At 35.9% G+C, this 14849-nt stretch carries 16 protein-coding genes and 1 tRNA gene; 10 read left to right on the forward strand and 7 right to left on the reverse strand.

The genetic code is table 11. The annotated features are described in order from the left end of the window. Positions 1-69 precede the first annotated feature (69 nt). Both AC07WY_RS03445 and AC07WY_RS03450 read right to left on the reverse strand, forming a co-directional pair. Complete coding sequence (locus tag AC07WY_RS03445; protein WP_004721001.1) at positions 70-1368, reverse strand: ABC1 kinase family protein; 1299 nt, start codon at positions 1366-1368, stop codon at positions 70-72. A gap of 39 nt (positions 1369-1407) precedes the next feature. Beyond that, entirely contained in the window at positions 1408-2190 is a 783-nt protein-coding gene (locus AC07WY_RS03450; protein WP_262085859.1) for a HesA/MoeB/ThiF family protein, read from the reverse strand. Between the two features lie 299 nt (positions 2191-2489). On the opposite strand from AC07WY_RS03450, the gene AC07WY_RS03455 reads away from it, so the two are divergent. Both AC07WY_RS03455 and AC07WY_RS03460 read left to right on the forward strand, forming a co-directional pair. Further along, positions 2490-2963: an Lrp/AsnC family transcriptional regulator gene (locus AC07WY_RS03455; protein WP_004721004.1), complete on the forward strand. Its 474-nt coding sequence runs from the start codon at positions 2490-2492 to the stop codon at positions 2961-2963. Positions 2964-3000: 37 nt separating this feature from the next. Continuing rightward, the gene (locus AC07WY_RS03460) at positions 3001-3474 is read left to right on the forward strand and encodes a GrpB family protein (RefSeq protein ID WP_494735714.1); all 474 of its coding nucleotides are present in this window, start codon (positions 3001-3003) and stop codon (positions 3472-3474) included. 54 nt (positions 3475-3528) lie between these two features. Here AC07WY_RS03460 and AC07WY_RS03465 read toward each other — a convergent pair whose 3' ends face one another. Both AC07WY_RS03465 and AC07WY_RS03470 read right to left on the reverse strand, forming a co-directional pair. Continuing rightward, positions 3529-4278, reverse strand: a complete 750-nt coding sequence (locus AC07WY_RS03465; protein ID WP_004821088.1) for a YebC/PmpR family DNA-binding transcriptional regulator — start codon at positions 4276-4278, stop codon at positions 3529-3531. Positions 4279-4384: 106 nt separating this feature from the next. Beyond that, the gene (locus tag AC07WY_RS03470; RefSeq protein ID WP_262085856.1) at positions 4385-4948 is read right to left on the reverse strand and encodes a 1-acyl-sn-glycerol-3-phosphate acyltransferase; all 564 of its coding nucleotides are present in this window, start codon (positions 4946-4948) and stop codon (positions 4385-4387) included. Between the two features lie 737 nt (positions 4949-5685). On the opposite strand from AC07WY_RS03470, the gene AC07WY_RS03475 reads away from it, so the two are divergent. From AC07WY_RS03475 to AC07WY_RS03485, 3 genes are all read left to right on the forward strand, one after another. Then, positions 5686-6114, forward strand: coding sequence for an MAPEG family protein (locus AC07WY_RS03475; RefSeq protein WP_494735715.1), 429 nt, complete (start codon positions 5686-5688; stop codon positions 6112-6114). A gap of 466 nt (positions 6115-6580) precedes the next feature. Continuing rightward, a complete protein-coding gene (locus tag AC07WY_RS03480; protein ID WP_494735716.1) occupies positions 6581-7687 on the forward strand; it encodes an OmpW/AlkL family protein in 1107 nt (368 codons plus the stop codon). A 211-nt stretch (positions 7688-7898) separates the two neighbouring features. Beyond that, positions 7899-8132 (forward strand): DUF2171 domain-containing protein, encoded by a 234-nt coding sequence (locus AC07WY_RS03485; RefSeq protein WP_004721027.1) that lies wholly within the window; start codon positions 7899-7901, stop codon positions 8130-8132. A gap of 426 nt (positions 8133-8558) precedes the next feature. Here AC07WY_RS03485 and AC07WY_RS03490 read toward each other — a convergent pair whose 3' ends face one another. Continuing rightward, positions 8559-8729, reverse strand: a complete 171-nt coding sequence (locus tag AC07WY_RS03490; protein WP_004821078.1) for a hypothetical protein — start codon at positions 8727-8729, stop codon at positions 8559-8561. Positions 8730-9040: 311 nt separating this feature from the next. Here AC07WY_RS03490 and AC07WY_RS03495 point away from each other — a divergent pair, with 311 nt between their 5' ends. The 3 genes from AC07WY_RS03495 to AC07WY_RS03505 all read left to right on the forward strand — a co-directional run bounded on the left by AC07WY_RS03495 (position 9041) and on the right by AC07WY_RS03505 (position 10391). After that, a complete protein-coding gene (locus AC07WY_RS03495; RefSeq protein WP_262085851.1) occupies positions 9041-9187 on the forward strand; it encodes a hypothetical protein in 147 nt (48 codons plus the stop codon). 604 nt (positions 9188-9791) lie between these two features. Beyond that, positions 9792-9868 (forward strand) — tRNA-Ile (locus AC07WY_RS03500). A 301-nt stretch (positions 9869-10169) separates the two neighbouring features. Next, on the forward strand, positions 10170-10391 hold the full coding sequence (locus AC07WY_RS03505) for a putative quinol monooxygenase (RefSeq protein ID WP_494735717.1): 222 nt from the start codon (positions 10170-10172) through the stop codon (positions 10389-10391). A 97-nt stretch (positions 10392-10488) separates the two neighbouring features. On the opposite strand, the gene AC07WY_RS03510 is transcribed toward AC07WY_RS03505, so the two are convergent. Then, a complete protein-coding gene (locus AC07WY_RS03510) occupies positions 10489-11028 on the reverse strand; it encodes a type 1 glutamine amidotransferase domain-containing protein (RefSeq protein ID WP_494735718.1) in 540 nt (179 codons plus the stop codon). A gap of 289 nt (positions 11029-11317) precedes the next feature. On the opposite strand from AC07WY_RS03510, the gene dctA reads away from it, so the two are divergent. Then, a complete protein-coding gene (dctA, locus tag AC07WY_RS03515) occupies positions 11318-12601 on the forward strand; it encodes a C4-dicarboxylate transporter DctA (protein WP_494735719.1) in 1284 nt (427 codons plus the stop codon). Positions 12602-12862: 261 nt separating this feature from the next. Here the strand turns inward: dctA and AC07WY_RS03520 are convergent, their stop codons facing one another. Next, positions 12863-14074: an MFS transporter gene (locus AC07WY_RS03520; protein ID WP_494735720.1), complete on the reverse strand. Its 1212-nt coding sequence runs from the start codon at positions 14072-14074 to the stop codon at positions 12863-12865. 134 nt (positions 14075-14208) lie between these two features. On the opposite strand from AC07WY_RS03520, the gene AC07WY_RS03525 reads away from it, so the two are divergent. Continuing rightward, positions 14209-14802 (forward strand): TetR/AcrR family transcriptional regulator, encoded by a 594-nt coding sequence (locus tag AC07WY_RS03525; protein WP_419334003.1) that lies wholly within the window; start codon positions 14209-14211, stop codon positions 14800-14802. Positions 14803-14849: the final 47 nt, after the last annotated feature.

Here is a 14849-nt window from a genome sequence, read left to right on the forward strand (position 1 = left end):
TTTAAAAAGGGCCAAGTAAGATTTTACAATCAAACTCAGCCAGCTTTTCACAAAGGGAAAACATCTATATCAATGTTTTAACAGCGACACAGGATCAATATTTTGCACCATCTGTAAACGTTGGTCAGCATAAATATCGGTATATGGCGCAAGAACACGCATAAAACGATCAAAATAGAGCATTTGCTTAAATAATAAAGCGAAGTCACGTGGGAAACGAATACCATGACGCTCGCCTACACCCACCATATCCATCATGATGTCATTTAAATCCGATGGATTCGACGTCATAATTTTTTGTGGATCCGCAAGCAGTACCCCACTAAATAAACGCTCTAAATCTTCTGCCAAAACCTGCGTATCGACTTGAGTACTGGTCATACCCATACCCAACATATTTTCAGCCATCAACTTGTAATCAGTCTTTTGTAAAGCATCCATAAATGCCATACATGCTTGCCAAACTTCAGGTTTTAACTGTCCAACGATACCAAAATCAATAAAACCAATACGGCCATCTTCAAGCAACATCAGATTACCTGCATGCAAATCAGCATGGAAAGACTGGCATAACATCAAACTACCAAACCAAGTATTCATGGCGGTAATCAGCACTTGAGATGGATCTTTTGCGACCTTTCTCACCACATCAAAATCAGTCAGTGGCACACCATACAGGCGTTGCATGGTAAGTACACGACGTGTTGAAAATTGATGATAGACCTTTGGTGCTGTTGCTGCGGTGTTTTGTGACACATTAAGATAATTCACAAAATCATCTAAATTTTGTGCTTCTTCAATAAAATCAACTTCACGTACCATACGTGTTTTAATTTCATCAACAATATCTGCCAATGAAGCGAATTTTACTTTTGGAATCGCTTTTTCCAACACCTTTGTTGCCCAGTGCAAAACATTTAAATCGGTATAAAGAATAGTTTCAACACCTGGTTTTTGCACTTTAATTACAACATCTTCACCAGTCACCAATTTGGCCGCATGAACCTGAGCAATAGACGCTGAAGCAAGAGGCTTTTCATCAATAGATGCAAAGATTTCACTTAAATTACGTCCAGCAAATTCTTGTTCCAATACGTCCTGAACATAGCTAAAAGGTAAATAAGGCGTTTGATCTAAACAGCCTTGAAACTCTTCAACATATTCACGAGGAAATAAAGATGGTGTACTGGCAATAAATTGACCCAATTTAATATAAGTTGAGCCTAATGATTCAAAGGTTTCACGCATCAGTTTGGCATTACTTGGTTTTTCAGTGGCGTATTTAATGCCAGCTTTGGCAGCGATAACAGCAGTTTCCCCAACTCGGGCAACTGAACGCAGACCATCTAAAAAGATATTATTTTTCATAATGTCAACATTGAATTGAATTTGTATAAGTGTAGCAAATTAATCAGCATTTGCAGTATGGCTTGCCTGACAGTTTGTACAATCTCTATCTTTTTCAAAGGCTAAAATTCGTTGTTTCATTGTTAACCCATCCCAAAGCATCAATTTTTGTTTCAGTGGGGTTTTTGCCAAACCTAAATATAGAAGTGCATGATGTGCCTGTAAACTTGCCATGACATTGGGTGTGGTGGCCAATACACCAGAGTCAGCACAACGCAGACTTTCATTATGCTGTTGCGCTTTGGGAAATAAGCATTCATAACAAGCTGAATCACCGTCAACCATAAAGAGCTGGCCTTGGAAACCAATCGCAGACGCGCTAACCAGTGGGATATGTAGCTGAGTACAGATGTGATTCACCAGATAACGGGTGGTAAAATTATCGCAACCATCTAAGACTAAATCTTGCTGAGCAATCAATGCTTGCGCATTATTTTCATCCAATTTACTGGTATAGCTTTCCACTTGGATAAAAGGATTAATTGTTTGTAATCTCTTGGCCAAGATCTCCGATTTATAAAACCCGACATCTTGAGCAACGTAGGCAATTTGTCTTTGTAAATTACTGATTTCAACCGTATCAGCATCAATCAGACTAATTTTCCCAACACCAGCACGTGCCAACAATTCGGCTGTGGTACACCCTATTCCACCGCAACCAACAATCAGTACATTGGCGAGTTTTAATTTTTCTTGCGCCTCAATATCCCAACCATCCAGCAGAATTTGACGGGAATAGAGATGCATTTCAGATTCGGTAAGTTCTAGATCGTGTTCAAGCATGGGTGGATAAACTTTTCAATTTTAATCAGTATAAAGTAAAAATTTTATAGAGGAGCAATAACTAAAAATAATCTTTAATCCTCTGGGTTAGGTTTTATCGATTCGCTCAATGTTTTCAACAGGTCATTTGCAAAATCATCATGATATGGTTCAACACAGTATGCCATCAGATTTAAACTGCTTTATTTTCCATAACCTAGCGTTTTATGATATTTATTCTCAAAAATGATTCAAATATTGAAAAACTATAAAAATCAATCTACATTAATACAGAAAATTTTTTCAAGCTGGATAAAAATATGGAACTGGATCGTTACGACAAACAAATTTTAGAAATTTTAACCCATGAAGACATCAATCTAAATGAATTGTCAGAACGTATTAACCTGTCAGTAAGTTCTGTCCATCGTCGTATCAAACACTTGATCGAAACTGATATCATGACCAATCTAAAGCGTGATATCAATTTTGAAAAATTAGGCTTTAAATTACATGTCATTTTACAAATTTCCCTAAGCAAACATGACACCGATACCTTTGCTAAATTTTTAGAAGAACTCGAAAACATCCCTGAAGTGATTAACGCCTTTTTAGTGACTGGGCAAACCGCTGATTTCCTTGTCGAAGTTATCGCTAAAGATATGGAGAATTACAGTGAAATTTTACTCAAACGGATTGGTAAAATTGAGCATGTGGTTGCACTACATTCAAGCTTTGTGATTAAAGAATATAAACGCGTGTTTAATTGTACTGGCCTACTCAATCGAATTTAAATAAAGATATCAGATTGTATTTGAATGGGTCTTTTTTATGAGATTTTATTTAGCCGAAGAATATCAACCACTATGTCATGCACGGTTTGCGTATTATAAAACTCAAATCAAAGCACTTTTAACCAATGCAGAGATTGAGCACATTGGCGCCTCTTCGATTCCAAATGCAATCTCTAAAGGAGATTTAGACATTTATATTGCAGTGGATCAATTTGAATTTAATGATGCAATTCAAAAACTTTATGGCTTAAATTTTCAAGAAAAATTAGCAACACTGAGAACGGATCAACTGTGTATGTTGGAATCGCTCAATGGTGATGATGTCGCCTTTCAACTGGTTGTCAAAGGTTCTGAATTTGAGTCATTTATTAAGTTTAGAGATAGACTTAGGCAATCGCCTGAACTGGTGCAAACGTACAATGATCTAAAAAAACGTTGTGAAAATTTAGATATGATCGATTATCGGATTGAAAAAAATAAATTTATTTCCGCTGTTTTAAATCAGCAATAAATTCTCTCAATAAAAAACGCACCCAAAGGTGCGTTTTATCAACTCGAATCAGACTTAACTGTCTAATTCAGCCAATACTTCATCTGTGAATTCAACGTTGGTATATACGTTTTGAACATCATCAAGATCTTCAAACATATCAATCATTTTCACAATGAGTTTTGCTTGATCCACATCAGCAATCAATGCTTTTGTTGATGGGCTCATAACCACTTCTGCATTATCAGATTTTAAACCAGCAGCAGTCAAAGCATCTTGTACATCACCAAAGCTTTCTGGTGTAGTGATTACTAAGATTTCATCTTCGTTCACTTCGATATCTTCAGCACCAGCTTCCAAAGCCACGTCCATGATTTTATCTTCCAAAGAAACATCTTCAAAAGTAATCTCACCACGTTTGGTAAACAAGTATGCCACTGAACCCGCTGTACCTAAGTTACCATTGGTTTTAGAAAAACAATGACGTACATCAGGCACAGTACGATTAAGGTTATCTGTCATGGTTTCTACGATAACCGCAACACCACCCACACCATAACCTTCATAAGTGACTTCTTTTAAGTCATCGTTATCTTCACCACCAGCACCACGCTGGATAGCGCGGTTGATCGTGTCACGTGTCATATTCACTGAAAGTGCTTTTTCGACAACAGCACGTAGACGAGGGTTACTTCCCACATCAGGACCGCCAAGTCTTGCTGCTGTGGTTAATTCACGAATATATTTGGTAAAAACTTTACCACGACTTGCATCTTGTTTTGCTTTGCGATGCTTAATATTGGCCCACTTGGAATGACCCGCCATGCGAAATATGCTCCTGTAGATTGGCTTCATGCCATATCAAATTGCGACAATTCTACCATAAGCACTTTTTTATGAGAAAGTGCTTATTTTTTAGATTTAATGCAAATTAAGATTTTTTTGCTTCAGGAATCACAATATCGAGCCCTGTATGTTGTTTATATAGACGTTTAATTTCTGCTAAGTCTTGATCTAGATCTGTTGGGTAAATTTTTCCAAAGATCCCACCCTGTTTTGTTTTTGAGTTTGCATACATTAAAACAATAGGAACACCAGCTGCTTTTGCGATATGCCAAAAACCAGTACGGATCGGTTTACGTGCTTGCCCACGTTCTGCGCGAGTCGCTTCTGGCGCAATCACCAAATTAAATTCTTCATTACTCTGAAACAGATCAACCATTTGTGAAACGATGTCTTTGTTTGACTTTCGATCTACAGGAATACCACCAATTTTTTCTAAAATCGGTTTCAACGGCCCTTTAAATAATTCTTTTTTAATTAAAGTATGGATTTTAATGTCATGAATTTGAAAAATTGCCAATGACAATACAGCATCCATCATGGATGTGTGTTCAAAACCGATGATGACTTGTTTTTTTTCTAATACACTTTGATCAACTTCATATGACCAACCTGAGAGCTTAAAAGTAAGTTCTCCCAACATCTTTTTCATAAATACCTAACATCATAAAATCATAATTTGCGAATTGTCCGAGTAAAAGCTTAAAAAGACAATCTCTATTGTGCTTATTTTTTACATTTGTATATTTATTTTTGTCATTTTAAACCTTTGTTTTGCTACACCGAAATGTATGCTTAAAATAGGAAATCGTTAATCGCACCAATATCATCTAACTTCCTCTAGGACAAAATATAAATTTTTCATAAAAAACATCCATATAAATCATAATCTCAATAATAAAACTCAAATCAATATTTTTTATCATGTTAAAATCATTTAGACTTTAGTCTTAATTGCGCCATAAGCTCCAAAATTTTATCTGCAAAAGGATTGCAATATGTTGATGCCCCTATTTGGCGTAAGTGCCTTAGTCTTTGTTTTGATTTGTACATGGAGCGTATTTGAAATTTATTTAGAAAAACGAAAAAAGTGACACTGCATATTATTCCCACTCAATAACCACAAATCTGACTAGATCATCGTATAACTCAACACACTCAGCAGCAGCTCTCATTGACTCAAAACTTAGATCATCGTTAAAAGCACTCGATTAATTTTCAATTATGGTTAAATTTCTAATTATTCATTTTTATTTTACCTCCCCTCCGAAAATTAAATCAGAGTCATAGAGCATTAAAACTGCTTCTAAAAATTTCGCTCGACAAAGTTTAAAAATCACTTTAAATAGATACACTTACTTCTAAAGCATATAAAATAAATGGGGATCTATGAATAATCTACTACATATCTATGCATTTTGTGTGGTTTTGCTTTTTTTTAAAATGCTTGCAATCTCTTGTTATCAAGGATTTTATCGTATAAAGAATAAAGCGTTTAAAAATACCGAAGATGCTAATTTTGTTAGTGTTCAAGCCAGACCCGAAGAACTACCACAAGTGACCAGAGCCAGCCAAGCTTGGGCAAATGATCTAGAAAATATTCCCGTGTTTTGGGTGCTTGGAGGGCTTTGTATAGTATTAAATCTTAGCAGTGATTTTATTGTCTGGATCTTTTGTATTTTTACGATTGCAAGAATCACACATACAGTCACCTATCTCCGTGCAATTCAACCATGGCGCAGTATTTCTTATGCTGTTGGAATAATCTGTCTTATTATTTTGGCGATTCAAATTGTAATCACATGTATTGGATTTTAAACAAATGCTAATCAATAGGCATTAACTGATCATTTTATGCTTTATTCGCTATTTTATAATCGTTCATTTCTTTATAAGTTGTATTTTATAGCGGGAAAAATAATACAACTTATATCGATAATTCATCAAAAATATTCTATGAATAATAATTAAATTTAGATCTACTAATTTATCTTATAATTTTTTCAATATAATCAAAAGTAAAGTAAATTTATCAAAAAGTAAAACTATGTCACTATTTTGTAATACTTTATTTATATGAAAAATATACTTAAAAATACATTATTTTCAAACAACTCTATGATTTTATGTTTTTTATATTACTTTTCAATCATTATTAATTAACTTTTAAGTCTTAATACTGTTTTTAAATTAGAGTTTTTACTCTACTTATTGGTTATTTTATGTAATTTTAATAATCTCATTGTCAAGAAGACAGTGATTGTATTTAAAAGGATGAATCAAAGTGAAAATAAAAAAGATCTTTCAAAAAGCCATCGTTACAACCTCACTCTTGTGTATTGCGGGAATAAGCCAAGCTGAAGATTTTAAACGCTTCTCTGTTTCTTCAGGTTGGTTGCATATGTCATCAATGGGGAAAGCACAACCTTTTAGGATTAACACCTCTGTAGGTAATGGTACTAAAGCTGCTGTGGGTGTAATTACAGGCCAAACCATTTTAAACAATGTCGATCAATCTCGTATTGATGCAATGAATCCCGACCTAATTAGCTTGCTCAATGCACCAAGTAATGAAGAAGGACGATATTTATTTGATGACCTGCTAGATGTAATCATGGCAGACGACCCAACCTTAATTGACCAATTAACAGGAATTGCTGAAATCAATGGGATTGCCAACTGGTCAGCGGATGCTGGTTTGGAAGTTGAGGATGTAGACACGCTAGGTATGATGTTTACTTATAATGTCACTGACAATGTTGCCGTTCAATTGATTGCAGGGATTCCACCAAAAGTTGATCTAAAAGGGAAAGGTACTGTCTATGCACCCTTTTCAGCAACATCTCAGCCACTTCAAGGCTTAGTAGGCGATTTGTATTTAAAAAACAATCTTTTGATTACAGATTTGGATAGTTATAACACTGCTGCATCTGCTAGAGCTTGGACGCCTGCAATACAAGCGCAGTACTATTTTGGTAAATCTGGTGTCAATAAGTTCAGACCATTTGTAGGTGCTGGTTTAATGTATGCCTACTTCAACGAGATCGAAATTAATTCAGGGATTGAAAATGATTTGATACGTGCTGGACATATGATTCAAAACATTCATGATGGTAAAGCAGGCGCTTCTCTAGAAGGAAAGCCATCAAGCGGCAACATGAAAGTTAAGGTAGATGCTACTGATGCCATTGCACCGATTGTTACTGCTGGTTTTACCTATGACTTTAAACAAAACTGGTTTGCGACTGCCTCTATTTCGTATGCGAAGTTAGACAATACTGCAACCATTACCGTCCTCAACACCAACAACAATGCAAAGCTTATTCAGGCTAAAACTAAAATTGAGATCGACCCGCTGATCACTTACCTTGGTGTAGGTTATCGTTTCTAAGTCTATCTGTTAAAACCTGAAGCCATTACAGCAACTTAAATACTGTAATGGCTTCATTTATCATTAATTTCAAAAAATTACCATGTATAAAATTTAATTCATTAAGTAATTATTTTGGCTGTCTTGTAGCCTTTTCATTTCAGACCAAGACTCACCTACCTATTTCATATAAGGTAAATATTCAAATCACATTTCAATAGGAAAGTATCAAATGACTTCTATCAATGTTGAAAGTATTAAGAATCATGCCGATGTTATTGCCTCTTGTGGAACCAAAGTTGGTGAGGTAGATCACCTTGTTGGAGCAGACCAAATTAAGCTGACTAAACATGGCGATGGACATCACCATCTCATCCCAACATCTTGGGTTGGTGAGATAAAAGGCGAAAAAGTTATCTTAACTAAAGATTCTCAAGAGGTTAAAGACACTTGGCTAGAAGTATAGATTTGGCCTATTACAACTGAGTTATATTCAATTTTATATGTGTCTCGTTCTGAAGTAGATTGACACTTATTTCATATAAAACGCTCGATGAATTTCATCGAGCGTTTTATATTTGATTAAATCTTATTTTTAAGACTTTCATATCTTCATCTAACCTTAATTGGCGTTGTCTTTCGCCTTCATTGATAAGATCAAGGCGCTTGCCCCAGTATTGAATTGCATATTGATATTCACTCTTTTCGCTTGTTGATATATTTTCTATTCTAGAATTTATAAGTAGTAATATGGATAATGACTAACGGTGTAATATTTCAAATAACCCTATAAGTAAACTTTAAAAATCATCTTTAGGATGCTCTCATTGAGTTTTTGGAAATTAATAGTTTATTTAGCAAATAAAAAATCCACCGAGGTGGATTTAATCAGTTAAGAATGCTGCGTTTTTCTTTTCCCACCACCATCCTGCTTATTTACAGTCGCCCAAGCAATACGTTCTGCATCTTCATCTGAGCGACCTTGTTTTTTCTCACTTTCATAAATATGTTGCGCTTGTCTTTTCTGCTTTGCTGTATATGCTGATTTATCACCTACAGACATAATCACTTCTCCATATAACGTTAAATAAAAGCATTGTTTTTATAGCATAGATTATTTTATTCGCTGTTTAGTGTTGTAAGTACTTGTGAATTTAAGCCCTGCTTATTTATTTTAACTCAATATAGAATACCAATTAACACTATGTTTTTATTTTAAAAATAACTAGCCCTTATTTTAAAGCATCATTTCATTTAATACTTAATCTTTCATTTAATCTACATTGATCACTTTTGAACAACATTTATTCACACAGTATTGATGAGATTAGTCCACCATATAAATTAATCACTTGATAAATCTTAGAGGTTAAGATGCAACATGATAACAACCCTTCAACCGCTCAAGAAAGATCTGAAAAAGCACAAGAAAAGCGTAGAATCCCTAAATATATTTTACTCTTAGTGGGTCTATTTTTAATTGCGATTGTGATCTATATGCTTGCAAGCTGGCAAAGCTAAGTTAGAGTAATGTGTAGCTATTTTTAAATGATCTATTTTTGATTATATAATCCATAATTGATCTTGCTTGAAGAGACTTTAAATTGAGGTAATCCATAAAAGCTTAGTTTGCTATAGCTGCTGTAGACTACTTTTTCTCGATATTTAATTGTTGTTGCTGCTCTAATATTTTTTGCTTTTTTATGGTTGGATTTATTCCTTATGCCATTTGTAGCAATTTCCCCTGTGCTAAGTCATACGCTTTCCCTAGACTGATATTTCCATATATCCAAAGTCGTGCGCACAGATCTACCAAGAAATTTCTTTCAGCGACAGTAAGTTTTATCGCTGTTATTTACACTTACAACAAAGCCAATCAACTCCTTGTCTCGATAAATCTTGTCTCGATAAATCGTAGATCTAAGCTCCAATTGATCAATAAATGTCTTTGTCAGCTTTACTCTTGGTGTAGACCTATATAGAATCTCTAGCTGTCGCAATGCTAAACACTATATCAAGCTATTCTCTACAGTCTACTTGTAAAAAAAACTTGATAAACTCTAAAATCTTAGATAGTATTGCACACGTTCCAAGTAGTTGATAATTAATCAATTCACTTGATGAAGGGCCTGTAGCTCAGTTGGTTAGAGCAGCGGACTCATAATCCGTTGGTCCCCAGTTCAAGTCTGGGCGGGCCCACCAAATAAGACAACCACTTAGGTGCATTAATCCTAAGTGGTTTTTTAATATCTGCTTCTTTATTAAGTTATCTATAAGCAATTCTATAGGCTCCTTTCATAAGTCATTTCTAAACCATAGATCAACATACGCCTTGATCCTAACCATCAATACCAATATAAATCACTCAACATGATCATTTTTGATTTATGAAAGATCGAATAAAATGCGCATTAAATTTTTACGCAAAAAAAAATAATAATATATGCAAGACTAGTACTACGCCTACATAAAACAACAGCTATATTTTATCAATGAGAATGCTATGGTTAAGCTATGTGGTCAGTTAATCTGTGTTTCTGAACATGAATTAAATATCGTAATCAAGTATCTTCCAGAACATATCAAGTTAACCAGACAAGAACAAGGTTGTATTTCTTTTGAGGTCAAACAAAGCCAAAATCCCTTAATTTGGGATGTGCATGAAGTTTTTGAGAATCGACAAAGTTTTGAAAATCATCAACGTAGAATATCAGGTTCTGTGTGAGGAATTAAAACCCAACATATTCAAAGATTGTATGAAATAACCCTCGATTAAAGGGCTATCTCAAAAACTTACACTTTGCCTAGCCTACTCTATTCACTTATTCCAATTCTTTTAATATCGCCTCATTAAAGGCAGGAATATCATCTGGACTACGCGATGTAATGAGTACCCATCCACCCGTATTACAACGATGAACTTCTTCATCTATCCAGTTTGCACCTGCATTTTCTAAATCTATGCGAATACTTTTATATGAAGTCAAATTTTTATCTTTAATTCTTTCTGCATTGATTAAAGCCCATGGTCCATGACATATGGCAGCAATCGGTTTCTTATGATCTATAAATGATTGAATGATTTTCTTAGCATTGTCATCAATTCTCAATTGATCGGCATTGACCGTTCCCCCTGGAATAACCAGCAAATCATAATCACTTGGATCTACTTTTTCCAAAATCGCATGCGGACTATATGACACCGATTTTTCATCATCATGAACAACGGTTCGTACATCTTTTAATTCAATCGCAGCGTGAATGCTTTCTATGCCCTTGCTCGTCAAAAAGTCTAAAGGTTTTTTAAGCTCATCATGCTCAACGCCAGAATTTGAAGTGATGAATAGTACTTTTTTAGTCATTTTCCTACTCCAACAATACGGTATATTTCAAGCTAACAAAAAATACGATTGCAGATGTACAAGTTTTAGCTTCTTATTGTTAAATGTTTTAGGAGATTCTTTTAAGGCTTGTTATATATCCTTTTTATTTTTTAATCTATAAATAATCGAATACCGCATTAAGTAGCCTATATATCAAACAATCAAATAACACTACAACAAAAACTACAGAAAAGACCAAAAATTATTCATTCAAAAAATGGCATAACTATTGCTTTTTCAAGTGACCTTTTAGTTATGAATCTCCTCAATGAAGCTCATTAAACGCTCTTTATTTTTACAAGTGATGATTGCATTGGTGATTGGCTGTTTATTCGGTTACTTTTTGCCTCATATTGCGATCAATTTTCAAGTGTTTGGTAATGGCTTTGTCAAACTTGTCAAAATGTTGATTGCTCCACTTATATTCTGCGTCATTGTATTAGGAATCTATGGTGCAGGAGACTTAAAAAAAGCTGGGAAAGTAGGAATAAAAACACTGATTTATTTTGAAATCATGACTACTATCGCTCTAATTTTAGGCTTAGCCGCAGCCTATATATTTAAACCTGGGCATGGTATGCACGTGGATATTTCGACTTTAGATGCGTCCCAAATGAACAAGTACAATGAAAATATCCATGCAGTTACAGGTGTAGCTGATTTCTTTTTAAATATGATTCCTCAAACTGCTGTGGGTGCATTTACAGGAAATGATATTCTGCAAGTGGTTGTCTTTTCAATTTTATTTGGCGTTGCATTATCTATGCTGTCTAAAGATGTCAGTGAACCTGTTGCCTCTTTTATCGACAAAATATCTCAAGTTATTTTTAAAATCATGTCCATCATCATCAAACTGGCCCCTATCGGCGTTTTTGGTGCAATTTCTTTTACCGTAGCAAAGTTTGGAATAGAAACTTTACTTAATCTGGGCTATTTGGTTTTAATTTATTATGCAACTGTGATTTTCTTTGTGATCGTAATACTTGGTCTGGTATTAAAACTCTTAGGCTTCAATATTTTTAAGCTTATTCGCTATTTTAGAGAAGAAATCACCATTGTATGTGGAACATCATCTTCTGATTCGGTATTACCGCAAGTGATGTATAAACTAAAAAAATTAGGGATAAAAGACTCTACAGTAAGCCTCGTCATTCCTTCGGGTTACTCTTTTAACTTAGATGGCTTTTCAATTTATCTCACCCTTGCTGTTGTATTTATTGCGCAAGCGACAGGCGTTCATCTAACAATTTCAGACCTCATCATGATTCTTTTAATCACCTTGTTTACCTCAAAAGGAGCACATGGTATTCCTGCATCAGCAATCGTTATACTCGCTGCGACTTTATCCAGCTTTCCTGTTATCCCTGCGATTGGCTTGGTATTGATCCTTTCAGTGGATTGGCTGATTGGTATTTTAAGAGCAGTAAGCAACTTGATTGGTAATTGTGTCGCAACTTTAGTGATTGGTGTATGGGAAAATGATGTTGATAAGAAACGTGTACATCAAATGTTAGATGATCCGAACTGGGCAAAAAATGAATTGGGCAGTTAAAACGCAATTAACACATAATGGGGAAAAATTAGAGTTTTATCTTACAGCAAAACGAACGCGCTATTACCAAATATACTATAACCAACAGAATACGCTTTAGATAAAATCCTTTAACGCTATCTTAAGCACACATATTTCATAAAAACCATTTCCGCATTGAGTCGCTGAAATGGTTTTTTATGAATCATGGCATTTACTTAAACTAAAGTCCTCAATTGAAGACCACTCCAGAAAGCACAGCAAAAAGAATCATACTGATCATCATGATGGATCATTTGATATTGCTATGCTGTCATTACCCATACGGTAATGTCCCCATAACACAACCACCAACACCATACCCCCTGCGCATAATGCAACGAGAAAACCCGATCTTAGCCCATAGCCATCAACCATTTGTCCAGAGATTGCTGCGCCTAGTGCCACGCCAACATTTAACCCAGCTAGTAACCATGTCATACCTTCCGTCAGGCGATGTTTTGGCACAATGCGCTCAACCAGTGCCATTGCGACGATCATCGTCGGTGCAAAAAATACCCCTGCAAGTAAAACACTACTTGCCAGCATCGTAATACTATTCACCCATAATAAGAGTAATGTGCTTGCTGCAGTTGCCACGCCTCCGAGTAATAAAAGATGCTGTAAAGACATTTTCAATTTAACTGCACCAAATAATAAGCCAGCTAAACATGAACTTAACGCATATGCAGAAAGCACCAAACTGGCAGCTGCAGGCTGACCAAGATGTTCAGCAAAGGCGACACTAACGATATCAATCGTACCTACAATGATTCCCATTCCGACCATTAACAATGTCAGCAAGCGTATCTGAACAAGCATAATGATTGAGCCTAAATGCTTATGAGTTAAATCTTGTGTGTCGATTTGGGGTTCTGTACCCCGTTGTAACACCAATAGAAATACACCGATAATCAACAACAATGTTGCAACCAGTAAACTTGCTTGTGCTAACACTGCTACCGATAAACCAACAGACAATGGCGGACCGATAATAAAGGTGACTTCATCTAGGACTGTTTCTAGTGAGTAAGCGGTTTGTAATTGAGCTTGTCCAGCATATATTGCTGTCCAACGCGCCCTTACCATGGCAGATATACTGGGCATAAAACCCGCCAATAATGCACCCACAAACAACGTCCAATCAGCTGCCCGCCACCATGAAGCAAATACCAATACTAGTAAACCAATACTGCTGATCGTTGTTACGATAGGTAGTATGCGGCTTTGTCCATATTGATCAACTAACTTTGATACTTGGGGCGACACTAATGCGTATGTCAATACGAATACCGCAGACACTGTACCTGCCAGCGCATAGCTCCCCCTCAGTTGAGATAACATAACAATGATACCAATGCCGGTCATCGGTAAGGCAATCCGAGCCAATAAGCCAGCCAAAGCAAAACCTTGGGTACCCGCGACACAAAATAGTTCTCTATATGGACCAATCATCAGACTCTCCTGAATACAATCTCTTGCAAACATATAAGGATTCAGCAAAAATACATACACTGCGTATGAATAAAGCATACATTCATACGCAGTGCATGTAAATAATCATACGAAACGTATGTAAGGAGAAATTGATGGTTCGTCGTACTCGTATTGAAATGGAAGAGACCCGTGCTGCACTCATTACGATGGCTCGAAAAGTCTTTAGTGAACGCGGTTATGCCGATACCTCAATGGATGATCTCACCGCACAGGCAGGTTTCACTCGTGGTGCGTTGTATCACCATTTTGGTGATAAAAAAGGATTACTGGCTGCAGTCGTTGCACAAATCGATCATGAAATGGATCAACGTTTAGATGTGATCTCCGAACAAGCTAAAGATATTTGGTCAGGATTTAGTCAGCGTTGTCATAATTATCTAGACATGGCAATAGAATCAGAATATCAGCGCATCGTACTGCGCGATGCACGAGCGGTATTGGGTAGTGCATCGATAGATTCGCAACAGCACTGTATTGATTCGATGCAAAGACAGATAGCGCAACTTATCCAGCAAGGAATCATTGAGCAAGCTGATCCGCAAGCACTCGCCTGCTTAATTTATGGCAGTTTAGCTGAAGCCGCGTTTTGGATAGCTGATGGTGAAGACCATAATCAAAGACTCAACTCGGGAAGAACAGCACTAAACCTTTTACTCCGCGGGTTATTGATTAAAGTAAATCAATAAAAATTCTGATTGCTATGAATACAGGATTTAAATTGAAGCTCGATATT

The organism is Acinetobacter sp. GW821-FHT01C12 (assembly GCF_059422625.1).